This window comes from Clostridium sp. BJN0001 (assembly GCF_022869825.1).
In the GTDB taxonomy this organism is placed as follows: Bacteria; Bacillota; Clostridia; order Clostridiales; family Clostridiaceae; genus Clostridium.
In genome coordinates, this window is sequence record NZ_CP094971.1 from 779238 (window position 1) to 800655 (window position 21418).

Sequence of the window (21418 nt, forward strand, 5' to 3'; positions counted from 1 at the left end):
CATTGACAAAGGATATGTTAGCATATATACTTTACCTAAAGATAAATAAAGAACTTGAATGACAAAGGCGTCACGATTATATCGTGGCGTCTTTTTTATTTAAACAGCTATGATTGAATTAAGAAAGAAGAGTAATGAATATGAAAGAAAATGAACTTAGAAAAAAAATAAATGCAGTTTCTCAAAGTTCAGCTATATTTAAAAAAATAGGAAAATTTATTGAAAATAATTGGGAAAGCATTTGTTTTATGACAGCTACTGAGGTTGCAAAAAAGCTAAATATAAGCCAGGGAAGTGTATCAAGATTTTGTAGTGAACTTGGTTTCGTAGGATTTAATGAATTTGTAAAGATAATGCAGGAAATTCATCAAGAAGGTGCAATGACTGCACCAAAAAGACTTGAAAAAATAAAGAATGATGAATCAGGTTACAAAGAGATAATTGAATCAGAAAAAAATAATTTGAATATGATACCAGAAATAATGTTAAAAAATGATTTTAAAAATATTGTTGATAAAATTGTAAAAAGTAAAAAAGTGATACTTATCTCGGCAAGACTTTCTGCAACGCTTCTTCAAAGTTTTGAATATACTCTTTCTAAAATAAGAGATAATGTTGAAATTGTAATTCCTGGAAGTTCTGCTTGGAATAATATAGTTTTAAACAACCCTAAAGATACTTTTGTTTTTGTAATTTCTTTTCCACGATATCCAGCTTTATTGCTAAATAAATTAAAAGATATGAATGACTGTGGATATGAAATAGGACTTATGACAAATAGTATGGTGTGTCCACTAATTTCTTTTTCAAAGTATTATATAGAAGTTCCAATTTCTTATGGCAGCTTTTTTGATATATATACAACTGCAACAGTATTATTAAATTTTATAGTAATGGAAGCAGCAAAGAAAATTAAAAATCTTGAAAAGAGAATTAACGAATTAGAAAAATATGAACAAAAAGAAATAACCTATATTTCTTAGAAAGGACAAAAAATGAAGATAAATGGTAAAAGATTAGAAAATAATATTGAAACATTATCTCTTTTTGGAAAAGATAAGGAAGGCGGAATTTATAGATCTATAGGAAGTAGTAGTGATTTAGAGGCAAGAAAATGGTTATGTGAGCAGTTTGAAAAATTAGGAGCAGAAATAAGAATTGATGCAATGGCTAATATATTTGCAACAATGAAAGGAAAAGAAGATATTTTGCCTTTAGCAATTGGTTCACATCATGATGCAGTCCCAAATGGAGGAAAATATGATGGAGCTATGGGTGTACTTTTAGCACTAGAAGTAATGAATACTTTATGTGAAGAAAAAATACAATTGAGACATCCATATCAAGCTATATTATTTACAGCAGAAGAGCCTAATCCATTTGGCATATCTACAATGGGAAGCAGGAGTATAACAGGAAAGATAAAATATGATTTACTTAAAAAGAGTAAAAACTCTGAAAATGGAATGCTTCTTTCAACTGCTATAAAAAATGCTGGAGGTAATATAGATAACTTAGAATGTGATCAGATGAAAAAAAATCAGCTTAGTGCATTTATAGAATGTCATATAGAGCAGAGTAGAAACTTAGAAAATAATAATCTTCCACTTGGAGTTGTTTCTACAATTACCGGAATTTATCGAGAAAAAATTACTATAAAAGGGGAAGCAAATCATTCTGGAACAACTTCAATGACAAATAGAAAAGATGCTCTTACAGCTTCATCAGAGCTTATATTAAATATAGAAAGTATAGCTAAAGATTATCAAAAAACAGAAATTGTTTCTACAGTTGGAAACTTAAATGTTTATCCTAATGCTGCAAATATAATTCCAGATAAGGTTAACTTAATTATGGAAATAAGGACTCCAGATGAATCATATAAAAATGATTTTATAAAGAAAATTGATAATGTTATATACGATATTGAAAATAGAAGAGGGGTAATTATAAAAAGAGAAGTTAATTTAAATCAAAGTGGAGTCAAAATGGATTCAAAAATAATTGAAGTCTTAGAAAAGCATGTAAAAACAGAACAAGATAAATCAATTAAGCTTGTTAGTATGGCAGGACATGATGCTGTACATATGACAGATATAACAAAGGTAGGAATGCTTTTTGTTAGAAGCAAGGATGGAAAAAGTCATTGCAAAGAAGAATATACAAAACCTCAAGATATAGAGAAAGCAGGCAATACATTAATAAATACTTTAATAGAATTAGATAAAACACTTGATATATAAAAAAGTGTGGAAAGGAAATTATGAAAATTATTATAGCGAAAAAAATATATAGTGAAGAAAAAATATTAAATAATTACGGTGTTGTTATAGAAAATGGTGTGATAGAAGATATTCTTTCTGAAGGTGAGATAAAGAAGAAGTATTCTAATGAGGAAATAGAATATTGGACTGACACAATAATGATACCAGGAACTGTAAATATTCACAATCATTGTTTTCAGAGTTTGCTTAGAGGACTTGCAGTAGGAAAGCCATTTTTGGAGTGGAGAGATAAAGCATTATATAAATATTCTCCAATATTAACACCAGATGATTTATATACAGGAGCTGTTTTTGCTTTTTCAGAAATGATGAAATGTGGTGTTACAACAGTATCAGATTTCTTCTATGTACATAATGATGGCTTAGAAAGTGATGAAGCAATTATAAGAGCAGCAAAAGATGTTGGAATCCGTTTAGTTTTAGCAAGGACTATGTATGATTGGGATGGAGCGCCAAAAGGATATGTAGAAACTATAGATGAGGCAGTAAGTAATACTAGATTATTAGCACAAAAATATAATAATTCATCTGATTTAATGACTACTGTTTTGCCAGCTCCACATAGTCTTCATGCAGCTAGTATAGAAATGGTAAAAAAAGGAGCAGATTTAGCAAAAGAACTTGGAACAAAATTTCATATTCATGTTGCAGAAGAGCCATTTGAAGTTGAGGATATAAAAAATAAATATGGGGTGAGACCTGTTGAACTATTAGAAAAAATAGGTGTACTTAATAGTAATATGGTAGCTGTCCATGCAGTATGGTTAGATGAAAATGAGCTGAATTTATTCTGCAAAAATAAAGTAAATTTAGCGTATTGTCCATCAAGCAATATGTTCTTAGCAGATGGAGTAACTAATATTAAAAAGATGAATTCTGAAAAAGTAATGATAGGTTTAGGCAGTGATGGAGCTTGTAGTAATAATAGAATAAGTGTATTTGAAGAAATGAGAATGGCTTCTATACTGCAAAAAGTAGATAAATTAGATGCATTAACAATTGATAGTAAAGACGCATTCAATTATGGTACTAAAAATGGAGGACTTATCTTAGATCTTCCAATTGGGGAAATAAAAAAGGGAATGAGAGCAGATTTTGTAGGAATTAATTTAAATGATTTTTCAATGCAGCCAATGTTTGATAATGATGAACAAATGATTCCGAATATTGTTTATTCAATGCAATTAACAGCTATAAAAAAAGTTGTTGTAAATGGAAATATAACTGTTGATGAAGGAATACTTAAGACAGTAAGCAGTGAATACGTACTTGATAGAGTAAAAAAACTTATGGTTAAGTTTCAAAATTGTTAAATTATATTAACTTTAAAAATAAATTAAAGACGCTTAGGAGGAAAAAATTATGAAGAAGAAAATTATTACATCACTAGTAGTTGCAGTTTTATCGGTATTAACGCTTGCAGGATGTGGAAAAACACAAACAGCTACTACAACACAGGGAACAGAAAAAACATTGAAAGTCGGAACAGATGCAACATTTCAACCATTCGAGTATATGGAAAATAACGAATATAAAGGATTTGATATTGAACTTGTTACTGAGCTATCAAAAGAGATGGGTTATGAAAATGTAGAATTTGTAAATACAGATTTTAAAGGATTAATTCCGGGGCTTATAGCTAATAAATTTGATTTGATTTCATCTGCTATGTATATTACAGATGAAAGAAAAGAATCAATAAATTTCTCAGATCCATATTATCCAGGTGGTCTTAGCATTATGGTAAAAACAGAAAATAATGATGTTAAAAATTTAGATGATTTAAAAGGCAAGAATGTGGCTGTTCAGGTAGGAACTAAATCAGTTGAATATTTAGAAAAGAATTGTTCTGATATAAAAAGAGTTGAAGTAGAAACAAATAATGAGATGTTCCTTCAGCTTGAAAGTGGAAAAGTTGATGCTGTAGTAACAGGAAGACCAGCGGCTCTTGTGTATGCAAAAGCATCAGGTAAGGTTAAAGTGCTTGATTATGAAGTTACTAAGGAAATGTATGGATATGGTTTAAGAAAAGATGACGAGGATATGCTTAAGAAAGTTAATAAAGCACTTGAAGCATTAAAAGAAAATGGAAAATATGACGAAATATCTGAGAAATATTTTGGAAAATAAATAAAATTTTAAGGTGATTGGTCTTCATGTTTATATGAAGACCATATTACTAAGAAGGGGGCATTATATAGTATGGATTTTTTAGTCGTTTTTGAAGATAACAATTTATCTTTTTTATTAGTTGGGTTTATATATACTATTATTTATACATTATTAGGTTTTCTTTTAAGCATCACAATTGGGCTATTAGTTGCTTTTGGAGAATTATCTAAAAAGAAAATTATAAAAGCATTAGCAAGTGCATATTTATCATGGTTTAGATCAACACCACTACTTGTACAATTAGTATTAATATATTATGGTTTCCCAATTTTGTTTAATATACAGACAGAGCCTTGGGTATGCGGAATTATTGCTTTAGGAATGTATAGTGGAGCGTATGTTTCACAAGTAGTTAGAGGTGCAATTATTTCAATAGATAAAGGTCAGATGGAGGCAGGACGTTCTCTTGGATATTCACATAATCAGACTATGCTAAAAATAATATTGCCACAAGCTTTAAGAAGAATGATAGCACCAATGACAAATGAATTGATTTCACTTACAAAAAATTCATCTCTGTTATCTACAATTACAGTTGCAGAATTATTTAGAAAAGCAAATACTTTGATAGCTAAAAATTTCAAGACGATTGAAATATATATTTTGGTTGCAGTATTATATTATCTAATTAATAATTTATTTGGAATAATTGGAAAAATGTTAGAATGCAAACTTCGTACAGGGGAGGAATTGCAATGATAAAAAAAATGATAGAAATTAAAAATTTAAATAAATATTATGGGGCACATCATGTTTTAAAAGAAATTAATTTAGATGTCAATGAAGGAGAAGTAGTTGTAATAATTGGACCATCAGGAAGTGGTAAAAGTACTTTATTAAGAAGTATTAATTATCTTGAAACTTATCAAGATGGAACGATTGAAATTGATGGTGAGTTTATAGGACACACTATAAAAAACGGAAAATCAGTGCCTATGGAACAGAAAAAATTGAATAAAATAAGACAGAATGTAGGAATGGTTTTTCAAAGTTTTAATTTATTTGCACATAAAACTATAATTGAAAATATTATGATGGCTCCTATGGATTTAAAAGGTATTAAGAAAAATGAAGCTGAAAAAATGGCAATGGATTTATTAAAAAAAGTTGGATTATCTGAAAAAGCAAATGTGAAACCTTCAAGTCTGTCAGGTGGACAAAAGCAGAGAATTGCAATTGCAAGAGCTTTAGCTATGCAGCCTAAGGTTATGTTATTTGATGAACCTACATCTGCATTAGATCCAGAAATGGTTGGAGAAGTATTAAAAGTAATGAAAAGTCTTGCACAAACGGGAATGACAATGGTTATTGTAACACATGAAATGAACTTTGCAAAAAGTATTGCCAATAAAGTTGTTGTATTAGAAGAGGGAAACATTATAGAACAGGGCCCACCAGAGCAAATTTTTGAAAATCCAATATGCGAAAGAACTAGCAAATTTGTTAATATGGTCTTTACAAAAGATGTTATAGATGAATAATTACATTAGATTTATAACAAAAAGAATAGGGGTTACAGTATGAATAATAAAATAGTTGTTATTAGTAGACAGTTTGGAAGCGGTGGAAGAGCTATTGGAAAGAAATTAGCTGAAAAATTAAATATTAAATTTTATGATCTTGCTATTATAGGAATGTTTGCAGAAAGAAGCCATGTTGATTATGATACTGCATTAGAGATAGATGAGAAAAAGATAAAACAAAAGTGGTACTTTTTTCCTGAAGAGGTGGATTCAAAATATAATTTATCTAGAATTCCAGTTAATGATAAGCTATTTCAAATACAAAAAGAAATTATATTTGATTTAGCAAGAAAAAGTTCATGTGTTATTATCGGCAGAGGTGCTGATTATATGTTACGCGAAAGTAAAAATATGATAAGTGTATTTGTACATGCTGATAGAGAAACAAAAGTTAAAAGTGTTATGAAACATTATAATCTTGAAAGAGAAGAAGCTTTAAAATTAATGAAAAAAACAGATTCTCAAAGAAGCCGCTATTATAATTCATATACAGAATATAAATGGGGTAATGTTGATAATTATGATTTAATGATTAATAGAGGGAAGTTTGGTATTGATGGTTCTTCTGAAATACTCTTATCAGCTTATAATGAGCTATAATTTTTTATTTAAGATTTTATATATTAAATTACAAAAGATAAAAATAGAGTCAAAAAATAATAAATATTTTTTGACTCTATTTTTATTAAGATACTATTCATCTATTGTTTTAAAACTTATCTCACCAGATAGTATTTCTCTTTCTGTTCCAGAAGAATCTTTAACTATAAGGTTTAATGAATCTGAAATTCCAATACATGTTACAATTTCTTCATTATTTAATGTAATAAGTTTTGCTTTTCTTCCAAAGGTATTTGAATTTTCTCTACATATATTTATAGTTTCTGTTAAATCATTTTTTTCTACGAATGAGTCATACATATCTTCAAAGTTTTTAAGAAAACTAGCTAAAATTTCTGCTCTACTGAAAGTCTTTTTCTTTTCAATCATAAGAGAACTTGCAGTTTTAAAAAGATCATCATCAAAAGATTCTCTTGATATATTAACATTTAAACCTATACCTACTATCATGTAGTGTATAATATCCATATCACATTTCATTTCACATAAAATTCCACAGATTTTTTTATTATTTAATATAATATCATTTGGCCATTTTATTTTTGTATCTATATTTTTTTCATTTAATGTCTTGTTCATTGCAGCGGCTGCTATCTGTGTGATTTTTGGAGCTTGTTGAGGTACGATTTCAGGTCTTAAAATTAGAGTAAACCAGATTCCGCCTTTTGGTGAAGTCCATACCCTTTTAAATCTTCCACTGCCACTATTTTGAGTTTCAGAAATCACAATACTTCCAGATGGTGCATTATTTTGTGCTAATTTTTTTGCTTCAGTATTTGTAGAATCTATATCATCAAAATGTATTATATTTCGTCCAAGTGTTTTTGTTTTTAAAAGTGGGGATAATTCATTTGAAGAAAGTATATCAGGACATGATAATAATTTATATCCTCTATTTGAAATACCTTCAATTTTATAACCTTTATTTTTAAGCGATTTTATATGTTTCCATACAGCACTTCTTGTTATATTTAAGAGTGAACTTAAAGCTTCACCTGAAATATAATTATCTGCTGTTTTTAGCTTCTCTAATATTTTTTCTTCCATTATTAACACCTCGTCAAATATTATAACATAATAAAAAGCATATAAAAATTGATTTTTTCTTATCAAATATAATGTGATATAATATAATGACGGATATAAATTTAAATTCCATAATACAAATAATGGAAAGGAAAAAGTAATGAATAGACATCAGCATAATAAACGTAACATAAGAATGAAAAATGGTAATGTTAATAAAAATGTCAGGAGAAGAAGAAAAAAAAGAACAAAATTATCAATGGGTGTTTTTATAACATTTCTAATATTTGAATTATTATTTACAGTATGTACATTTCCATTTTTACTTTTATATGGTCCATTTGAAACTGCAAAGAGCACATACATAGGTGCAGCGATGACATCAAAAAGTCATCAATTTCTTGCAACTCTTTTTATGTCAGAAGAGAAAATAAATAATATTTTGGGAAATAATTCTGTAGATGAAACTAGTGATGAAACTACAAATCTAAATGAAATAAATATACCCAAAATTAAAGACAGTACAATTGAACTATATAAACTCGATGATAATTCTAAATACACAGGATATTACTTAGTTATTAAAGATCCTACAAGAGTTAAAATAGGAGTCACTTCAAAACTTAAAGTAGAAGGAGAAACAACAACTGAAATAGCACAGAATAATGATGCAATAGCAGCAATAAATGGTGGAGGTTTTACTGATACTCAGTGGACAGGAACAGGGGGACTTCCTATAGGCGTTATTATGACAAATTCAGAGATAAAATATACTGATTTAAGTGAAGCTGGTAAAACAGATCTTTTTGCGATAACAAAAGAAGGAAAGATGGTTGTTGGAAAATATTCCATAAATGATCTTAAGAAAATAAAAGCAAGCGAAGCATTAAGCTTTAAACCAACTCTTATTATAAATGGTAAGAATACACCAATAAAAGGAGATGGAGGCTGGGGTGTTGCACCACGAACAGCTATAGGACAGAGAAAAGAAGATGGAGCTATAATAATGCTTGTAATAGATGGAAGAGGAATAGGCAGCACAGGAGCTACAATTAAAGAAGTTCAGGAAATCATGAAGAAGCTTAAATGTTATAATGCCATAAACTTAGATGGAGGTAAATCATCTACAATGTATTATGACGGTGATCTTGTAAACGAACCTTCATACAGCATGGGAGAGAGACTTATTCCTTCAGCGGTTATCGTAGAGTAAACATAGTAAAAGCGAAAGGAAATTATTTATGAAAGTATTTAAAAGATTAATTGCATGGGCAATGATATCTTTAGTTTTGCAATTAGGACTGCTTTTTTTTCTTGATAAAATAGTATTTAGACATACATCATATTTTAATAGTAAGAAAATTGAGCTTAATAAAGATAAATCAAAAGAAGTAAATGCATCACTTCCAAATAATGCTGAATCTGTTCAGGTATCATTTGATGGAAAGTATATTTTATATTATGTAGACAATAATCCATATGTGATGGAAGCTAAGACAGGAGAAGCAAAACAAATAGAAGGAGATAATGATGCACAGATACTATTTTTAACATGGATTCCTGATAGAAATAGGCTTGCAGCACTGCAAAAAGTAAGGTTATCTTCTACAAATAAAGTTCAGCTTGTAACTTATAATCCAAAAGATGTTTCACAGACAGAAGTTACAAATGTATGTAGTTATACTGATAACTTCAAAGTTAATAACTTTACTGTGTCATCTATTACAGGAGTGTATTACATAGATGTAAGTACAAATGGAAATAATAGTATTGTATATAGAATTGACATAAATAATAATCTTACAAAGTTTCCTGTAAATGCAGAATCGATTTTGAGTATGTGTGTTGTTCCACATCAGGATAGGCTTATATATCAAGATGAAGAATCAAGGAAATTTTATGAAACAAATCCTAAGAAAGAACTTACATTTAATACGAATAAAAATCTTGAACTTCTTGGAATTGACAGGCAGGATGTCATATATATTGGAGAAGTTGATGGAAAAAAGATAACAAGTATAATTTATGGTACTCTTGATGAAAATACTACTGAGTGGAAAAAAGTAAATATAGATTCTCCGATAGATAAAGAGGATGTATTCTTCTCAGATAAGAGCGAAATATATGTTAATGATAATCTTAAAGGAGTAGTAGAAAATATTACATCTGGTAAGAAAATGGATTATGAAGGCAGGCTTATAAAAATGTCAAATGATTTTATAGCTCTTGAAGATAATTCTGGAAAAGTAACATATAAAAATATTTCAGATAAAAAATAATATTTTAGGAGGAGAAAACTAATGAATGATTTTATATTAGATAAAATTTTAATTATTCCAGCAATGCTTGTAGCATTTACATTTCATGAGTATGCACATGCATTTATGGCTGATAGATTAGGAGATAAAACTCCAAGATTTCAGGGAAGATTAACTCTTAATCCATTAGATCATATTGATCCATTAGGTTTTATAGCTGTACTTTTATGCGGCTTTGGATGGGCAAAGCCAGTTCAGGTAAATCCTTCTGCATATAAAAATTATTTTAAAGATGATCTTAAAGTAAGCCTTGCAGGTCCTATTGCAAATTTTATTGTATCAATAATTTTTGCTTTTATTTTAGGATTTTATGCAAAATTTTTATATGCAAGGCTTCCTTATGGACTTAATGCTATACTATATAACATAATAAATTCAGTTGTATTTATAAATATAAATATAGGAATATTTAATCTTTTGCCAATCCCTGGACTTGATGGATTTAGTCTTTTTAGAGATTTATTTCCTGATAAATTTTATAAATATGAAAATAAGTTTTATCAGTATCAAATACTATTTTTAATAGGAATAATTGTGATAGGTGGAAGAATAATTTCAATACCATGTAATGCACTTTATTCGTCACTTATAAGACTCGTTCAGTCTTTACTTTTTTAACTTAAAAATTTACATGTATAAGATAAAAAGTTATCTTTTTATCGCTCCATCCAAGATCCCATGGAACATTTAGTCTGTCTGTATTGTGGCAGGTTACGAGTGAATATCCTTTAGAATCTGCCCCACTTACAACAGAAACATGTGTTATATCGCCTTTCTTTTCATATGCGACTATGTCGCCAGGAAGAAGTTTATAAGAAGCTTTATAAACTTTTTCATATGATCCTCTTGCAATTAATGAAGCTCTTCCACTATAAAGCATATAATGAGTGAATTTCCCTGCATTAACCCATGAAGCAGAAGCTTCACCTTTATTATAATTCCATGAAGAATTTTTTCTGAAATTTTCGCTTGCAAAAAGAGTTTGGGAAGCAAAGTTTGCACAGTCTCCTCCAGCAGGGTTAAAATCTCTATATTTTTTATTATATGATGAATTTTCATCTGAAGAATTAGATATTCCACAATATTTAAATGCATACGAAATAGCTTTTTTTCTATTTTCTTTTATATCGGAAAGATCACGCTCATTTTCAGACATTATATGTGTAGTTATTGAATCTACTTTTAGATTTTCAAGATTTAATGAATCTGCAAATGGATCTGTATACCATTCTTTGGCTATTAGATAGTCATCATTTTCTTTTACTAATTTTAAAATATGGTAAGTTCCTATTCCACAGGAATTTATTTTAGTATCATCATTTAAATATTTATATTTATAAAATGTATTACACTTTATATAAAAATTAACAGAAGTATCATTTGAAGTTATTTTTTTAAATGTGAGATTAGGCGTTATATTTATAAATTTTATACCTTGTTTTTCTGCCCAATTATTTATGTATTTTATTTTTCTTAATTCATATTCATAAGCGAACTGTCCTAATTTGCAGTTTTTTGCATATAATGACTTTACACTTTTTAAGTCACCAGTAAGGATTGAGTTATTTCGTTTTATAAAGATATTTTCTGCTATTTTTTTATAAAGCGACTTGTCATCTTCTTCGTTAAAAGAAGTTTTACATTCTTGCAGAGCATCATCTATGAGAGATATACATGTTTTTGTATATTCATCTTCTTTAATATCTAAATACCAATCTTTTTCTAAATTGTCCTCTTTAAAGTATTTTGCTTTTAAAATTATTTCAGGACGATATTCAAAGTGAAGTATATCAAAATGCGCCCATTTTCCTCCCCAGATAAAATTGTTGTTTTCAAAAGCAGATACCATTTCAGAAGGATATTCTTTAATTCTTTTTTTGCCATTTTCTTTAGTATTCCATTTCCAGTAATCATATTTGCTGCTTTTCAAATCAATAGCAATTCCATATGAATGTGGGCTTAATCTTCCAGTACCTTTTATTACTCTATAGTTAAAAGTTCCACTTCCAGGATATAAAAGAGCACCTACCTTGGAATTAGATTTAGAAATTGTAGAAACTTCTTTTAAAGCATTATCTAAAGAAGCACATGCGTTATTGTTTTTATTAAACTCATAATTAGGATAAACTGATGTAAGATTTTTAAGATTTTTTGATATTTCAGTTTTAGAATGTCCATATACTTCATTTAGAAGCTCATAATTTCTACATCTTCCAGGATCAAAATCGTCTTCTTGAATATCATCTTTATATTCTAGAGGATATATGTCTTCTAAAGTATCTTGAATATCTGCATTTATTAATTTTTCTTCATTAGTTTTTTTCTTTTTATCATCATATAAAATTTTTTTACCTGAATTCATTACTAAGTATATATCGGAATTATTTTCTAAAGTCACGTTTTTAATAAAAGATTTATATGATAACATTAGAACTAAAATATCCTGCTTTGCTTTTCTTAGATATTTAATGTCCATATTTTGGTCTGATGCTTTTACTGACATATTACATACAAGAGACATTATAATATAAAATAATATTACCTTATTTTTCATAAAATTATCACCTCTTTTTAGTTTATCCAAAGAAAAAACATAGTATGTACCTTATTGTATTATTGAGAAAAAAAATAAATAGTTGTAAACTATAAGTAAAAACAAAAGTGAAGGTTAAATTACTGATATACAAATGATGTAAAAAAATCTTTTATTTGTTTTAGGGGGTAAAGAGGTTGAATAAAAAATTACTAAAAGAGGGTTTTAAAAGAAAATTTTTAAAATTGAAGTCTATAGCGGATAAATATAATCTTGAAATAAACTTTATTGATGATTTTATATCTGAAATTGATGATTTTAAAGTTATAACTCCTGTTATCGGTGGTTTTGGAACAGGGAAGAGTTCTCTTATAAATGCTGTACTTCAGGATGATATTTTAAAAACTAATATAGAATCTAAAAATTCAATTACAACGGAAATAAGTTATTCAGATAAAGATAATGTTAAGTTTTTAAAAGATGATAAAGTTATAAGTGATACTTCAGTTTGTAATTATACAGATAAAAAATATGATGTAGATGATTATGATTTAGTGAAAATAGAATATAATAATGACGTTCTTGAAAAAATAAAGAATGTAAAAATAGTTGATATGCCTGGATTTGATTCTGGAATAGAGCTTCACAAAAAGGCAATAGATAAATATTTAACAAATAGTCTTTCGTATATTATTGTATTTTCAGCAGATAATATAGAGCTTACGCAGAGTGTAAAAAATTTCTTAAGGGAAATAAATCTTCATGATATACCTATTTTTATAATAATAAATAAATGTGATAAAGTAAGTAAAAGCAAAATAGAAGAAGACTATAAAAAGGTAAACGATATAATAGAAAAATATCTTCCGAAAAAAGGTGTAAAAGTAGGGCTCTCTAAGTCGAAAATTCATAAAAATGTTAGAGATGTAACAAATATTTTACTTCAAATAGAAAGTGATTCAGAAAAAATTATTAAAAATGAGTTTTCAAGAAAACTTAAAAATCTGACACTACCAGTTGATAGCTATATAAATTCAAAACTTTCTAATATGAAGCTTACAGATAAAGAGCTTGTAGAAAAAGAAGAAGAACTTCAGATGAAGTCAGAATCAAATTATGAAAAGGTAGAGAAAGAGAAACAGGAATTTAATAAAAACATTCCTTTATATATAGAAAATGTACAAAGGAAGGTAGATGAAGGACTTAAAGATAGTACGGATAAATTAGTCGAAATGATTCTTAATGATGAAGATATTAAGGAGAAAATTAATTATATAGTAAGAAAGAATGTAATAATGGGTATAAAAGCAGAATTTGAACCAGTATTAAAAAAATATCTTACTGATGTTGTAAGCATATTAAAAATAGATGCAAAAGAAGAAATAAAGCTTGATGAATTTAAAGTTTCAGCAGGAGGACTTATAGAAAATGTTGTTGTAAATAGTGTGCCAATAGTTCTTATGGCTGTTGGAGCTTTTTTAGCAGGGCCGCTTATAGGTCTTGTTGGAGGCTTAGCTGGAGTCTGTTTTGATGCTATATTAAAAAATTCAAAAGAAAAGTTAAAAAAAGCAGAGATAGAAAATATGGTTTCTAAAAAAATAATTCCTGAGGTTTCAAAAAAATCAGGAGAATGTATAAAGAGAGAAATTTCAAAATATGTAGAAGAAATTAATAAATCTCTTGAACTTATTATAGACCATGAAAAGGAAGTAATGATGAAAGCTATTCTTGATGTCAAGAATGAAAATAAATTTGATGCTTTGTCAAAAAATGATAAAGTTAAAGCACTTATAAATGATTTAAAAGTTGTAAGACAGCTTTAAGGAGGAACTTATGAATAGAAAATGGAGTCTTGATTCACTATATAAATCATTTAGTGATGAAAAATTTTTAAATGATATAAAATTATTAGATAAAAAAGAAGAAGAATTTAAAAAATGTTGTTTAGAGTTAAATAATGAAGGAAAAAGTGATTATTTAAAACTTGAGGAATATTTAAAATGTAAAATAAGCCTTTATAGTATTTTGCAGAATCTTAAATTCTTTTCAAATCTATCATTATCTGCAGATACAAATAATGATGAAGCTTCAAAGTATAATGATAAGATAGAAAAAAAGCTAATGAATATTATATCTATAGATTCACTAGCAGCTAAGTTTATAGGAAGTATAAAAGATATAGATAAAGTTATTAATAAGTCTAAGATGCTTAAAGAACATGAATTTATATTAAAAGAGCAGCATGATAAAAATAAATATATGCTAAAAGAAAGAGAAGAAAAAATAATATCTCAAATGAAATCAACAGGTTCTAAGTCTTTTGAAAAGCTATTTAATAAAGTAATTTCAAATCATAAGGTACTTATGGATGATTCATATTATCTTTTAGGTGATATTCAAAATATGGCATATGATGAAAAAGAAGAAACACGAAAGAAAGCTTATGAAGCTGAATTAAAATCATATGAAAACATAGAAGATATAATAGCTATGTGTCTTAATTCTATAAAAGGTGAATCTATAGAAGAATGTAAAATTAGAGGATATAAATCTCCTCTTTATAAAACTCTTATTGATTCAAGATTTGATGAAGAAACTTTAAATATAATGCTAGATGTTATGAAAGAAAACTTTGATTTATTTAGAAAATATTTAAGAAGAAAAGGAGAAATTTTAGGTCATAAAGATGGACTTCCATTTTATGATCTCTACGCTCCTATAATAAAAAATAGTAAAAAGTATACTTTCTACGAGGCAGCATCATTTGTAGTAAAATGTTTTAACTCATTTAATAAAAAGCTTGGAGATTATGCAAAGCATGCTATAGATAATAATTGGATAGATGTTTATCCAAGAGAAGGAAAAGTTTTAGGTGCATTTTGCGAAAATCTAATAGCTATAGGAGAAAGCAGATTTTTATTAAATTTTGGAGAAAATTTTTCTGATGTTGTAACTCTTGCACATGAGCTTGGACATGGGTTTCATGGGGAGTGTTTAAAAGGAGAATCTATACTTAATACAGATTATTCAATGCCTATAGCAGAAACAGCTTCAACTTTTTGTGAATCAATCGTTAAAGAAAAAGCTTTAGAAAATGCAGATAAAAATGAGAAGATAAGTATATTAGATGCAGATTTATCAGATGCAGCTCAGGTAATAGTAGATATATATTCAAGATTTATTTTTGAAAAAAGTGTTTTTGAATTAAGAAAAGAAGGACCACTTAACGCATCTACAATAAATGAAATTATGATTAAAGCGCAGAAAGAGTCATATGGAGATGGACTTTGTAAAGATTATATGAATAAATATATGTGGATATATAAACCTCATTATTATGATGGAGATTATCATTACTATAATTTCCCTTATGCGTTTGGCTTTATGTTTTCAAATGGATTATATATGAAATATAAGAATAATAAAGAAGGATTTTTTGAAAAATATACTAGTCTTTTAAAGGTAACAGGAAAAAATAATATATATGATACAGCAAAAATCGCTGGAATAGATCTTCATAATAGAGAGTTTTTTGAAAGTGCAATGAATAATGTAAAGGAAAAAGTTAATTTATTTATTAAACTTACAGAGAGAATGGATTAGATTAGATTTTACTCTCCAAAAGTTACTGCTTTTCTTAGTTGCAAACAAGTAAGAAAAATAATATAATAAACCTGTATTAAACAGTAGAAAAGTAACTTATATATAAATAATTTGGAGGTAAAAGAATGTCAAAGAAACCAGTAATGTTAATGATATTAGATGGATTTGGTTTAGCACCTAAATCAGAAGGGAATGCAGTTAGTTTAGCTAAAAAACCAAATTTTGATGCATTAGTTGAAAAATATCCTCATGCACATTTAAAAGCAAGCGGACTTGCAGTTGGACTTCCAGAAGGACAGATGGGAAATTCAGAAGTTGGACATTTAAATATAGGTTCAGGAAGAGTAGTTTATCAGGAACTTACAAGAATTACAAAAGCTATTGATGATGGTGAGTTCTTTGAAAATGAAGTAATAAAAAAAGCTATGGAAAACGCTAAAAAACCTGGCGCTGCACTTCATTTAGTAGGCCTTTTATCAGATGGAGGAGTTCATTCACACATCAATCATTTAAAAGGACTTTTAAGATTTGCTAAAAAAGAAGGAATTCAGAATGTATATGTTCATGCATTTATGGACGGAAGAGATGTTCCACCATCTTCAGGAAAGACATACATAACTGAAATAGAAGATTTTATGAAAGAAATCGGAGTAGGAAAGATTGCAACTGTATCAGGAAGATATTATGCAATGGATAGAGATAATAGATGGGAAAGAATAGAACTTGCTTATAATGCAATAGTTTTAGGAAAAGGTGAAGAAGCTTCAAGCGCAATAGAAGCACTTGATAAATCATATCATGATAATAAAACTGATGAATTCGTACTTCCTACAGTAGTAACTGAAGATAAACATGCTACAGCAAAGGTTAAAGACGGAGATTCAGTAGTATTCTTTAACTTTAGACCAGATAGAGCAAGAGAATTAACAAGAGCTATAAACGATAAAGAATTTGCAGGATTTAAGAGAAATACATTAAACTTAAAATTCGTAACAATTACTCAGTATGATAAGACATTAGAAAGAGTTAGTGTTGCATATACTCCACAGACTTTAGTTAATACTCTTGGAGAATATGTAAGCAAGAACGGACTTAAACAACTTAGAATTGCAGAAACTGAAAAGTATGCACATGTTACATTCTTCTTTAATGGAGGAGTTGAAAAAGAAAATCCTGGTGAAGAAAGAAAAGTTATTCCATCACCAAAGGTTGCAACTTATGATTTAAAGCCAGAAATGAGTGCATATGAAGTTACAGATGAATTATTAAAGAAATTAGATGAAGATAAATATGATATGATCATATTAAACTTTGCAAATGCTGACATGGTTGGACATACAGGAATTGTAAGTGCAGCAGTTAAGGCTATTGAGGCTGTAGATACATGTCTTGGAAAAGTTTATAAGAAAGTTCTTGAAAAAGACGGATGCGTATTTATAACAGCTGATCATGGAAATGCAGAAACAATGATCGATACTTCAACAGGAAATCCATTCACAGCACATACAACAAATGAAGTTCCATTCATTTATGTTGCAAATGATGCTGCAAATAAGACATTAAAAGATGGAAAGCTTGCAGATATAGCACCAACAATGCTTAATCAGCTTGGACTTGATAAACCTGCTGAAATGACAGGAGAAAACTTATTAAAATAAGCATATAATTGCGATAAAACTTAGAAACTAGAATTTATTAGCTTTCGCTTAAATGGTATGACATATAAAATGCCATATCATAATGCGAAAGCTTTTTATATATTTAAAATGTGAATATTAAATATAATTTATAAGCAATAATCAATTTTTTGGGGGGAGATTTTTGTGACAAAATATCTATTTGTGACGTTAAATCAAATATTTGTAATGTCTTTTATTATAGCTATTGGATATGTTTTGTATAGGAAGAAGATAATAAATGATGATGGCTCTGAGGAAATTTCAAATTTTCTTATAAAAGTTGTTACACCGTGTGTAATTATTTCATCATATCAGAGAGAATTTGATTTAAAAAGTGCAAAAATGCTTGGATTATCTTTTGTAGTGGCTATAATTACCTTTTTGATACCAATAATAATATCATCTGTTATTTTTAAAAATAATAAAAAAGTATATAAAAATGATGCAAAAATGTGTCTTATTTTTTCAAATGATGGATTTATGGCAGTGCCTCTACTTCAATCACTTCTTGGAACGATAGGGGTGTTTTTAGGCTCGGCTCATATTGTTGTAGGTACGGTAATAATATGGACATATGGTGTTTTTATGTTATCTAAAGATAAAAAATCAATTAATTTAAAAAATATAATATTTAATGTAGGAACAATATCTATGGTGTTTGGAATTCTACTATTTATATCGCCTATAAAACTTCCTAAACCTATTATTACGACATTTACATATATAGCAAATGTAAATACGCCTTTAGCTATGATAGTGCTTGGAGTATTTTTAGCTCAGACTGATATATTATCTATAATTAAAGATAAAAATACATATAAAATATGTTTTTATAAATTAATACTTATCCCATCTGCAATACTTCTTTGTATGTATCTTTTATCAGTTGATAAAACAGTTGCATTAGTTCTTATTATAGGTTCTGCAGCACCTACTGCGGTAATTGCTGCAATGTTTGCTAAAACATTTGAAACAGAATATATTTTTTCAACTAAAATGATAGCGGCAACAACTATATTTTCGATGATAACTCTTCCGTTTTTTATTACGCTTACGCAAATAATATTATAGAATTTATCATAAATAAGCAAAAATATAAATAAATATTATTAGATAAATTATCAGGAATGGTTGTATGAAAAAAAATTTTGCATATTCAGCTGACTTTGATGAAATTACAGAAAATGAATTTAGGAAAGCAAAGTACCTTGGGAGAGGAAATAATGGTATAGTTTATGAACTCCCAAACAATAAAGTAATAAAGATATTTTTAAAGAGAAAAGTATGCAAAGACGAGGGCAGTATTCTTTATAAAACTAATGGCTCTAAATATTTTCCTAAATTGTATGCAAGGGGAAGCCTTTATGTTATAAGGGCAAAAGTATATGGAGAAAGGCTTGATAAATATATAAAAAAATATGGATTAAGTGATGAGCTTTCTTTAAATGTATATAATCTTTTAAATGAATTTAAAAGATTAAAATTTTTAAGACTTGATACACGATGTAAAGATATTTATGTCGATTCTGATCAATCTGTAATGTTAATTGATCCTAAAAAAGCGTATAAAAGAAAAGTTGATTATCCACGGCATCTTATGAAAGGGCTTGATAAGATAGGAGCACTTGATACTTTTCTTTCACAGGTAGGAAAAATAAATAAGAAAAAGCAGATAAAATGGATAAAAAAGTATGCAAGATATAAAGAAACATTAAATTGATGAATATTAAATTTTAAAATACTAATAATATTAAAGTGATAAAAAAAAAGTCTTTATTATTAGGAGGTATTTAAAATGGATGATTATTTAGAGATTATAGATGTTGTAGCAAGGCAAATACTTGATTCAAGATGTTTTCCAACAGTTGAAGTTGAAGTTTATCTTGAAGATGGAACATTTGCAAGAGCAGCAGTCCCATCAGGAGCATCAACAGGAATGTATGAAGCAGTAGAACTTAGAGATAACGATAGCTCTGAGTATATGGGTAAAGGTGTAAAAAATGCTGTAAAGAATGTAAATGAAGTAATAAGAGATGAACTTGTTGGATGCAATGTATTTGACCAAACATATATAGACAATTTATTAATAAAATTAGATGGAACAAAAAACAAAGCAAAACTTGGAGCCAATGCTATACTTGGAGTATCATTAGCTGTTGCAAAGGCAGCAGCTAATGCACTTAATATGCCTCTTTATAGATATATAGGAGGAGTTAATACAAAGGTACTTCCTGTTCCTATGATGAACATAATAAATGGAGGATCACATGCAGATAATTCAGTTGACCTTCAAGAGTTTATGGTTATGCCTGTAGGTGCAGAAAGATTCAGCTGTGCACTTAAAATGTGTGCAGAAATTTATCATACATTAAAAAAGATTTTAAAAGATAAAGGATATTCAACAGCAATAGGAGATGAAGGTGGATTTGCTCCAAATTTAAAATCAAATGAAGAAGCTGTTGAAGTAATAATTGAAGCTATAGAAAAAGCTGGATATGTAGCAGGTAAGGATGTCTTTATAGCAATTGATGCAGCTTCATCTGAATTTTATAAAGATGGAAAGTATGTTCTTGAGCATGAAGGAAAAACATTAAGTAGTGATGAAATGGTATCATTCCTTGAGAATTGGGTTAATAAATATCCTATAATCTCAATAGAAGATGGAATGGCAGAAGAAGACTGGGATGGATGGAAGATGCTTAATGAAAGATTAGGAAAGAAAGTTCAGATTGTTGGAGACGATCTCTTTGTAACAAATACTGAGAGACTTAAAAAAGGTATTGATTTGGGTGTAGCAAACTCGATACTTATAAAATTAAATCAGATAGGAACACTTACTGAAACATTAAATGCAATAGAAATGGCAAATAGAGCAGGATATACAGCCGTAGTTTCACATAGATCAGGAGAAACAGAAGATACTACTATAGCTGATCTTGTTGTTGCAACTAATGCAGGACAGATAAAAACAGGAGCACCTGCAAGAAGTGAAAGAGTCGCTAAATATAATCAGCTTTTAAGAATTGAAGAAGAACTTGAAGATTCTGCTGAATATAGAGGAATAAACTCATTCTTTAATATAAAGAAATAGAATTACAAAAAATATTAAGGTAATAGTTTGAAAAAAACTATTACCTTTTTTGGAATTTCTGTTATAATAAAACTAAGCTTAAATATTTTAAGATTTATGATAATGTCCAGTTGAAATATTCTTGATATTATGTTATGATAACAGATGTGTAATTTTTGGTATAAACTAAAGGAGGTGTTACCTTTGGATCTTAAAAGTATTTTACTTGTTATAGATATTATTTTAGGTTTAATTGTTATAGTTACAATCTTTATGCAACCAAGTAAAGCTGATGCATTAAGTGGATTAATTCAAGGTGGAAGCAACGATACGTTTTATTCTAAAAATAAATCAAGAACAAAAGAAGTTATTCTTATAAGGCTCACATCAGTTTCTATGATTTTGTTTGCGATAAATACAACAATATTGAATTTAATAAAATAGTTAAAATATTTAAGCTGCTTCATTGAAAGTAGCTTTTTTATTTACTTATGTAAAGTAGAAACAAGGTTTATACGCAAAAATGTAAACGTTTATCGAAAAATGTCGTAAAATCTTAATATTAGGCTTGAATATAGTATGAGGGGT

Annotated in this window: 18 protein-coding genes and 2 pseudogenes; 17 read left to right on the forward strand and 3 right to left on the reverse strand. The window is 28.2% G+C overall.

Features of this window, described 5'->3' with window-relative positions; all coding sequences use genetic code 11:
* Positions 1–140 precede the first annotated feature (140 nt).
* The 7 genes from MTX53_RS03700 to MTX53_RS03730 all read left to right on the forward strand — a co-directional run bounded on the left by MTX53_RS03700 (position 141) and on the right by MTX53_RS03730 (position 6580).
* Entirely contained in the window at positions 141–983 is an 843-nt protein-coding gene (locus tag MTX53_RS03700) for a MurR/RpiR family transcriptional regulator (RefSeq protein WP_244834878.1), read from the forward strand.
* A 12-nt stretch (positions 984–995) separates the two neighbouring features.
* A complete protein-coding gene (locus tag MTX53_RS03705; RefSeq protein WP_244834879.1) occupies positions 996–2243 on the forward strand; it encodes a M20 family metallo-hydrolase in 1248 nt (415 codons plus the stop codon).
* Between the two features lie 20 nt (positions 2244–2263).
* Positions 2264–3598, forward strand: a complete 1335-nt coding sequence (locus MTX53_RS03710) for an amidohydrolase (RefSeq protein WP_244834880.1) — start codon at positions 2264–2266, stop codon at positions 3596–3598.
* 49 nt (positions 3599–3647) lie between these two features.
* On the forward strand, positions 3648–4415 hold the full coding sequence (locus MTX53_RS03715; protein WP_244834881.1) for a transporter substrate-binding domain-containing protein: 768 nt from the start codon (positions 3648–3650) through the stop codon (positions 4413–4415).
* Between the two features lie 72 nt (positions 4416–4487).
* Entirely contained in the window at positions 4488–5156 is a 669-nt protein-coding gene (locus MTX53_RS03720; protein ID WP_244834882.1) for an amino acid ABC transporter permease, read from the forward strand.
* An 8-nt stretch (positions 5157–5164) separates the two neighbouring features.
* Positions 5165–5938 (forward strand): amino acid ABC transporter ATP-binding protein, encoded by a 774-nt coding sequence (locus MTX53_RS03725; RefSeq protein ID WP_244835451.1) that lies wholly within the window; start codon positions 5165–5167, stop codon positions 5936–5938.
* A 39-nt stretch (positions 5939–5977) separates the two neighbouring features.
* Positions 5978–6580: a cytidylate kinase-like family protein gene (locus tag MTX53_RS03730; RefSeq protein WP_244834883.1), complete on the forward strand. Its 603-nt coding sequence runs from the start codon at positions 5978–5980 to the stop codon at positions 6578–6580.
* Positions 6581–6673: 93 nt separating this feature from the next.
* Here MTX53_RS03730 and MTX53_RS03735 read toward each other — a convergent pair whose 3' ends face one another.
* Positions 6674–7648 carry a biotin--[acetyl-CoA-carboxylase] ligase gene (locus tag MTX53_RS03735; protein ID WP_244834884.1) on the reverse strand — a complete coding sequence of 325 codons (975 nt, stop codon included), beginning with the start codon at positions 7646–7648 and terminating at the stop codon, positions 6674–6676.
* Between the two features lie 238 nt (positions 7649–7886).
* Between MTX53_RS03735 and MTX53_RS03740 the strand changes: the two genes are divergently transcribed.
* The 3 genes from MTX53_RS03740 to MTX53_RS03750 are packed head-to-tail and all read left to right on the forward strand — an operon-like array spanning position 7887 to position 10563.
* Positions 7887–8840 (forward strand): phosphodiester glycosidase family protein, encoded by a 954-nt coding sequence (locus tag MTX53_RS03740; RefSeq protein ID WP_244835452.1) that lies wholly within the window; start codon positions 7887–7889, stop codon positions 8838–8840.
* Positions 8841–8868: 28 nt separating this feature from the next.
* Positions 8869–9906 carry a dipeptidyl-peptidase IV gene (locus MTX53_RS03745; protein WP_244834885.1) on the forward strand — a complete coding sequence of 346 codons (1038 nt, stop codon included), beginning with the start codon at positions 8869–8871 and terminating at the stop codon, positions 9904–9906.
* A gap of 21 nt (positions 9907–9927) precedes the next feature.
* On the forward strand, positions 9928–10563 hold the full coding sequence (locus MTX53_RS03750; protein ID WP_244834886.1) for a site-2 protease family protein: 636 nt from the start codon (positions 9928–9930) through the stop codon (positions 10561–10563).
* A 1-nt stretch (position 10564) separates the two neighbouring features.
* Here the strand turns inward: MTX53_RS03750 and MTX53_RS03755 are convergent.
* Positions 10565–11545 (reverse strand): annotated as a pseudogene (locus MTX53_RS03755) (amidase domain-containing protein); the annotation flags it as partial.
* Positions 11546–11593: 48 nt separating this feature from the next.
* A pseudogene (locus MTX53_RS03760) lies at positions 11594–12448 on the reverse strand (M15 family metallopeptidase); the annotation flags it as partial.
* Positions 12449–12675: 227 nt separating this feature from the next.
* Here MTX53_RS03760 and MTX53_RS03765 point away from each other — a divergent pair.
* The 7 genes from MTX53_RS03765 to secG all read left to right on the forward strand — a co-directional run bounded on the left by MTX53_RS03765 (position 12676) and on the right by secG (position 21274).
* Entirely contained in the window at positions 12676–14301 is a 1626-nt protein-coding gene (locus MTX53_RS03765; RefSeq protein WP_244834887.1) for a dynamin family protein, read from the forward strand.
* Positions 14302–14311: 10 nt separating this feature from the next.
* A complete protein-coding gene (locus MTX53_RS03770) occupies positions 14312–16081 on the forward strand; it encodes a M3 family oligoendopeptidase (protein ID WP_244834888.1) in 1770 nt (589 codons plus the stop codon).
* A 125-nt stretch (positions 16082–16206) separates the two neighbouring features.
* Positions 16207–17739, forward strand: coding sequence for a 2,3-bisphosphoglycerate-independent phosphoglycerate mutase (gene gpmI / locus MTX53_RS03775; protein ID WP_244834889.1), 1533 nt, complete (start codon positions 16207–16209; stop codon positions 17737–17739).
* Between the two features lie 165 nt (positions 17740–17904).
* Positions 17905–18831, forward strand: coding sequence for an AEC family transporter (locus tag MTX53_RS03780; protein ID WP_244834890.1), 927 nt, complete (start codon positions 17905–17907; stop codon positions 18829–18831).
* A gap of 64 nt (positions 18832–18895) precedes the next feature.
* Positions 18896–19480: a protein kinase gene (locus tag MTX53_RS03785; protein ID WP_244834891.1), complete on the forward strand. Its 585-nt coding sequence runs from the start codon at positions 18896–18898 to the stop codon at positions 19478–19480.
* Positions 19481–19555: 75 nt separating this feature from the next.
* Complete coding sequence (eno, locus tag MTX53_RS03790; protein WP_244834892.1) at positions 19556–20851, forward strand: phosphopyruvate hydratase; 1296 nt, start codon at positions 19556–19558, stop codon at positions 20849–20851.
* Between the two features lie 144 nt (positions 20852–20995).
* The gene (secG, locus tag MTX53_RS03795; RefSeq protein WP_244834893.1) at positions 20996–21274 is read left to right on the forward strand and encodes a preprotein translocase subunit SecG; all 279 of its coding nucleotides are present in this window, start codon (positions 20996–20998) and stop codon (positions 21272–21274) included.
* Positions 21275–21418: the final 144 nt, after the last annotated feature.

Bases quoted from the DNA above. Each gene is read 5' to 3' on its own strand.
- MTX53_RS03715 (WP_244834881.1), top strand. From the start codon at position 3,648: ATGAAGAAGAAAATTATTACATCACTAGTAGTTGCAGTTTTATCGGTA.
- MTX53_RS03735 (WP_244834884.1), bottom strand. From the start codon at position 7,648: ATGGAAGAAAAAATATTAGAGAAGCTAAAAACAGCAGATAATTATATT.
- MTX53_RS03740 (WP_244835452.1), top strand. From the start codon at position 7,887: ATGGGTGTTTTTATAACATTTCTAATATTTGAATTATTATTTACAGTA.
- MTX53_RS03705 (WP_244834879.1), top strand. From the start codon at position 996: ATGAAGATAAATGGTAAAAGATTAGAAAATAATATTGAAACATTATCT.
- MTX53_RS03745 (WP_244834885.1), top strand. From the start codon at position 8,869: ATGAAAGTATTTAAAAGATTAATTGCATGGGCAATGATATCTTTAGTT.
- MTX53_RS03700 (WP_244834878.1), top strand. From the start codon at position 141: ATGAAAGAAAATGAACTTAGAAAAAAAATAAATGCAGTTTCTCAAAGT.
- MTX53_RS03730 (WP_244834883.1), top strand. From the start codon at position 5,978: ATGAATAATAAAATAGTTGTTATTAGTAGACAGTTTGGAAGCGGTGGA.
- MTX53_RS03785 (WP_244834891.1), top strand. From the start codon at position 18,896: ATGAAAAAAAATTTTGCATATTCAGCTGACTTTGATGAAATTACAGAA.
- secG (WP_244834893.1), top strand. From the start codon at position 20,996: ATGTGTAATTTTTGGTATAAACTAAAGGAGGTGTTACCTTTGGATCTT.
- MTX53_RS03710 (WP_244834880.1), top strand. From the start codon at position 2,264: ATGAAAATTATTATAGCGAAAAAAATATATAGTGAAGAAAAAATATTA.
- eno (WP_244834892.1), top strand. From the start codon at position 19,556: ATGGATGATTATTTAGAGATTATAGATGTTGTAGCAAGGCAAATACTT.
- MTX53_RS03725 (WP_244835451.1), top strand. From the start codon at position 5,165: ATGATAGAAATTAAAAATTTAAATAAATATTATGGGGCACATCATGTT.
- gpmI (WP_244834889.1), top strand. From the start codon at position 16,207: ATGTCAAAGAAACCAGTAATGTTAATGATATTAGATGGATTTGGTTTA.
- MTX53_RS03720 (WP_244834882.1), top strand. From the start codon at position 4,488: ATGGATTTTTTAGTCGTTTTTGAAGATAACAATTTATCTTTTTTATTA.
- MTX53_RS03750 (WP_244834886.1), top strand. From the start codon at position 9,928: ATGAATGATTTTATATTAGATAAAATTTTAATTATTCCAGCAATGCTT.
- MTX53_RS03770 (WP_244834888.1), top strand. From the start codon at position 14,312: ATGAATAGAAAATGGAGTCTTGATTCACTATATAAATCATTTAGTGAT.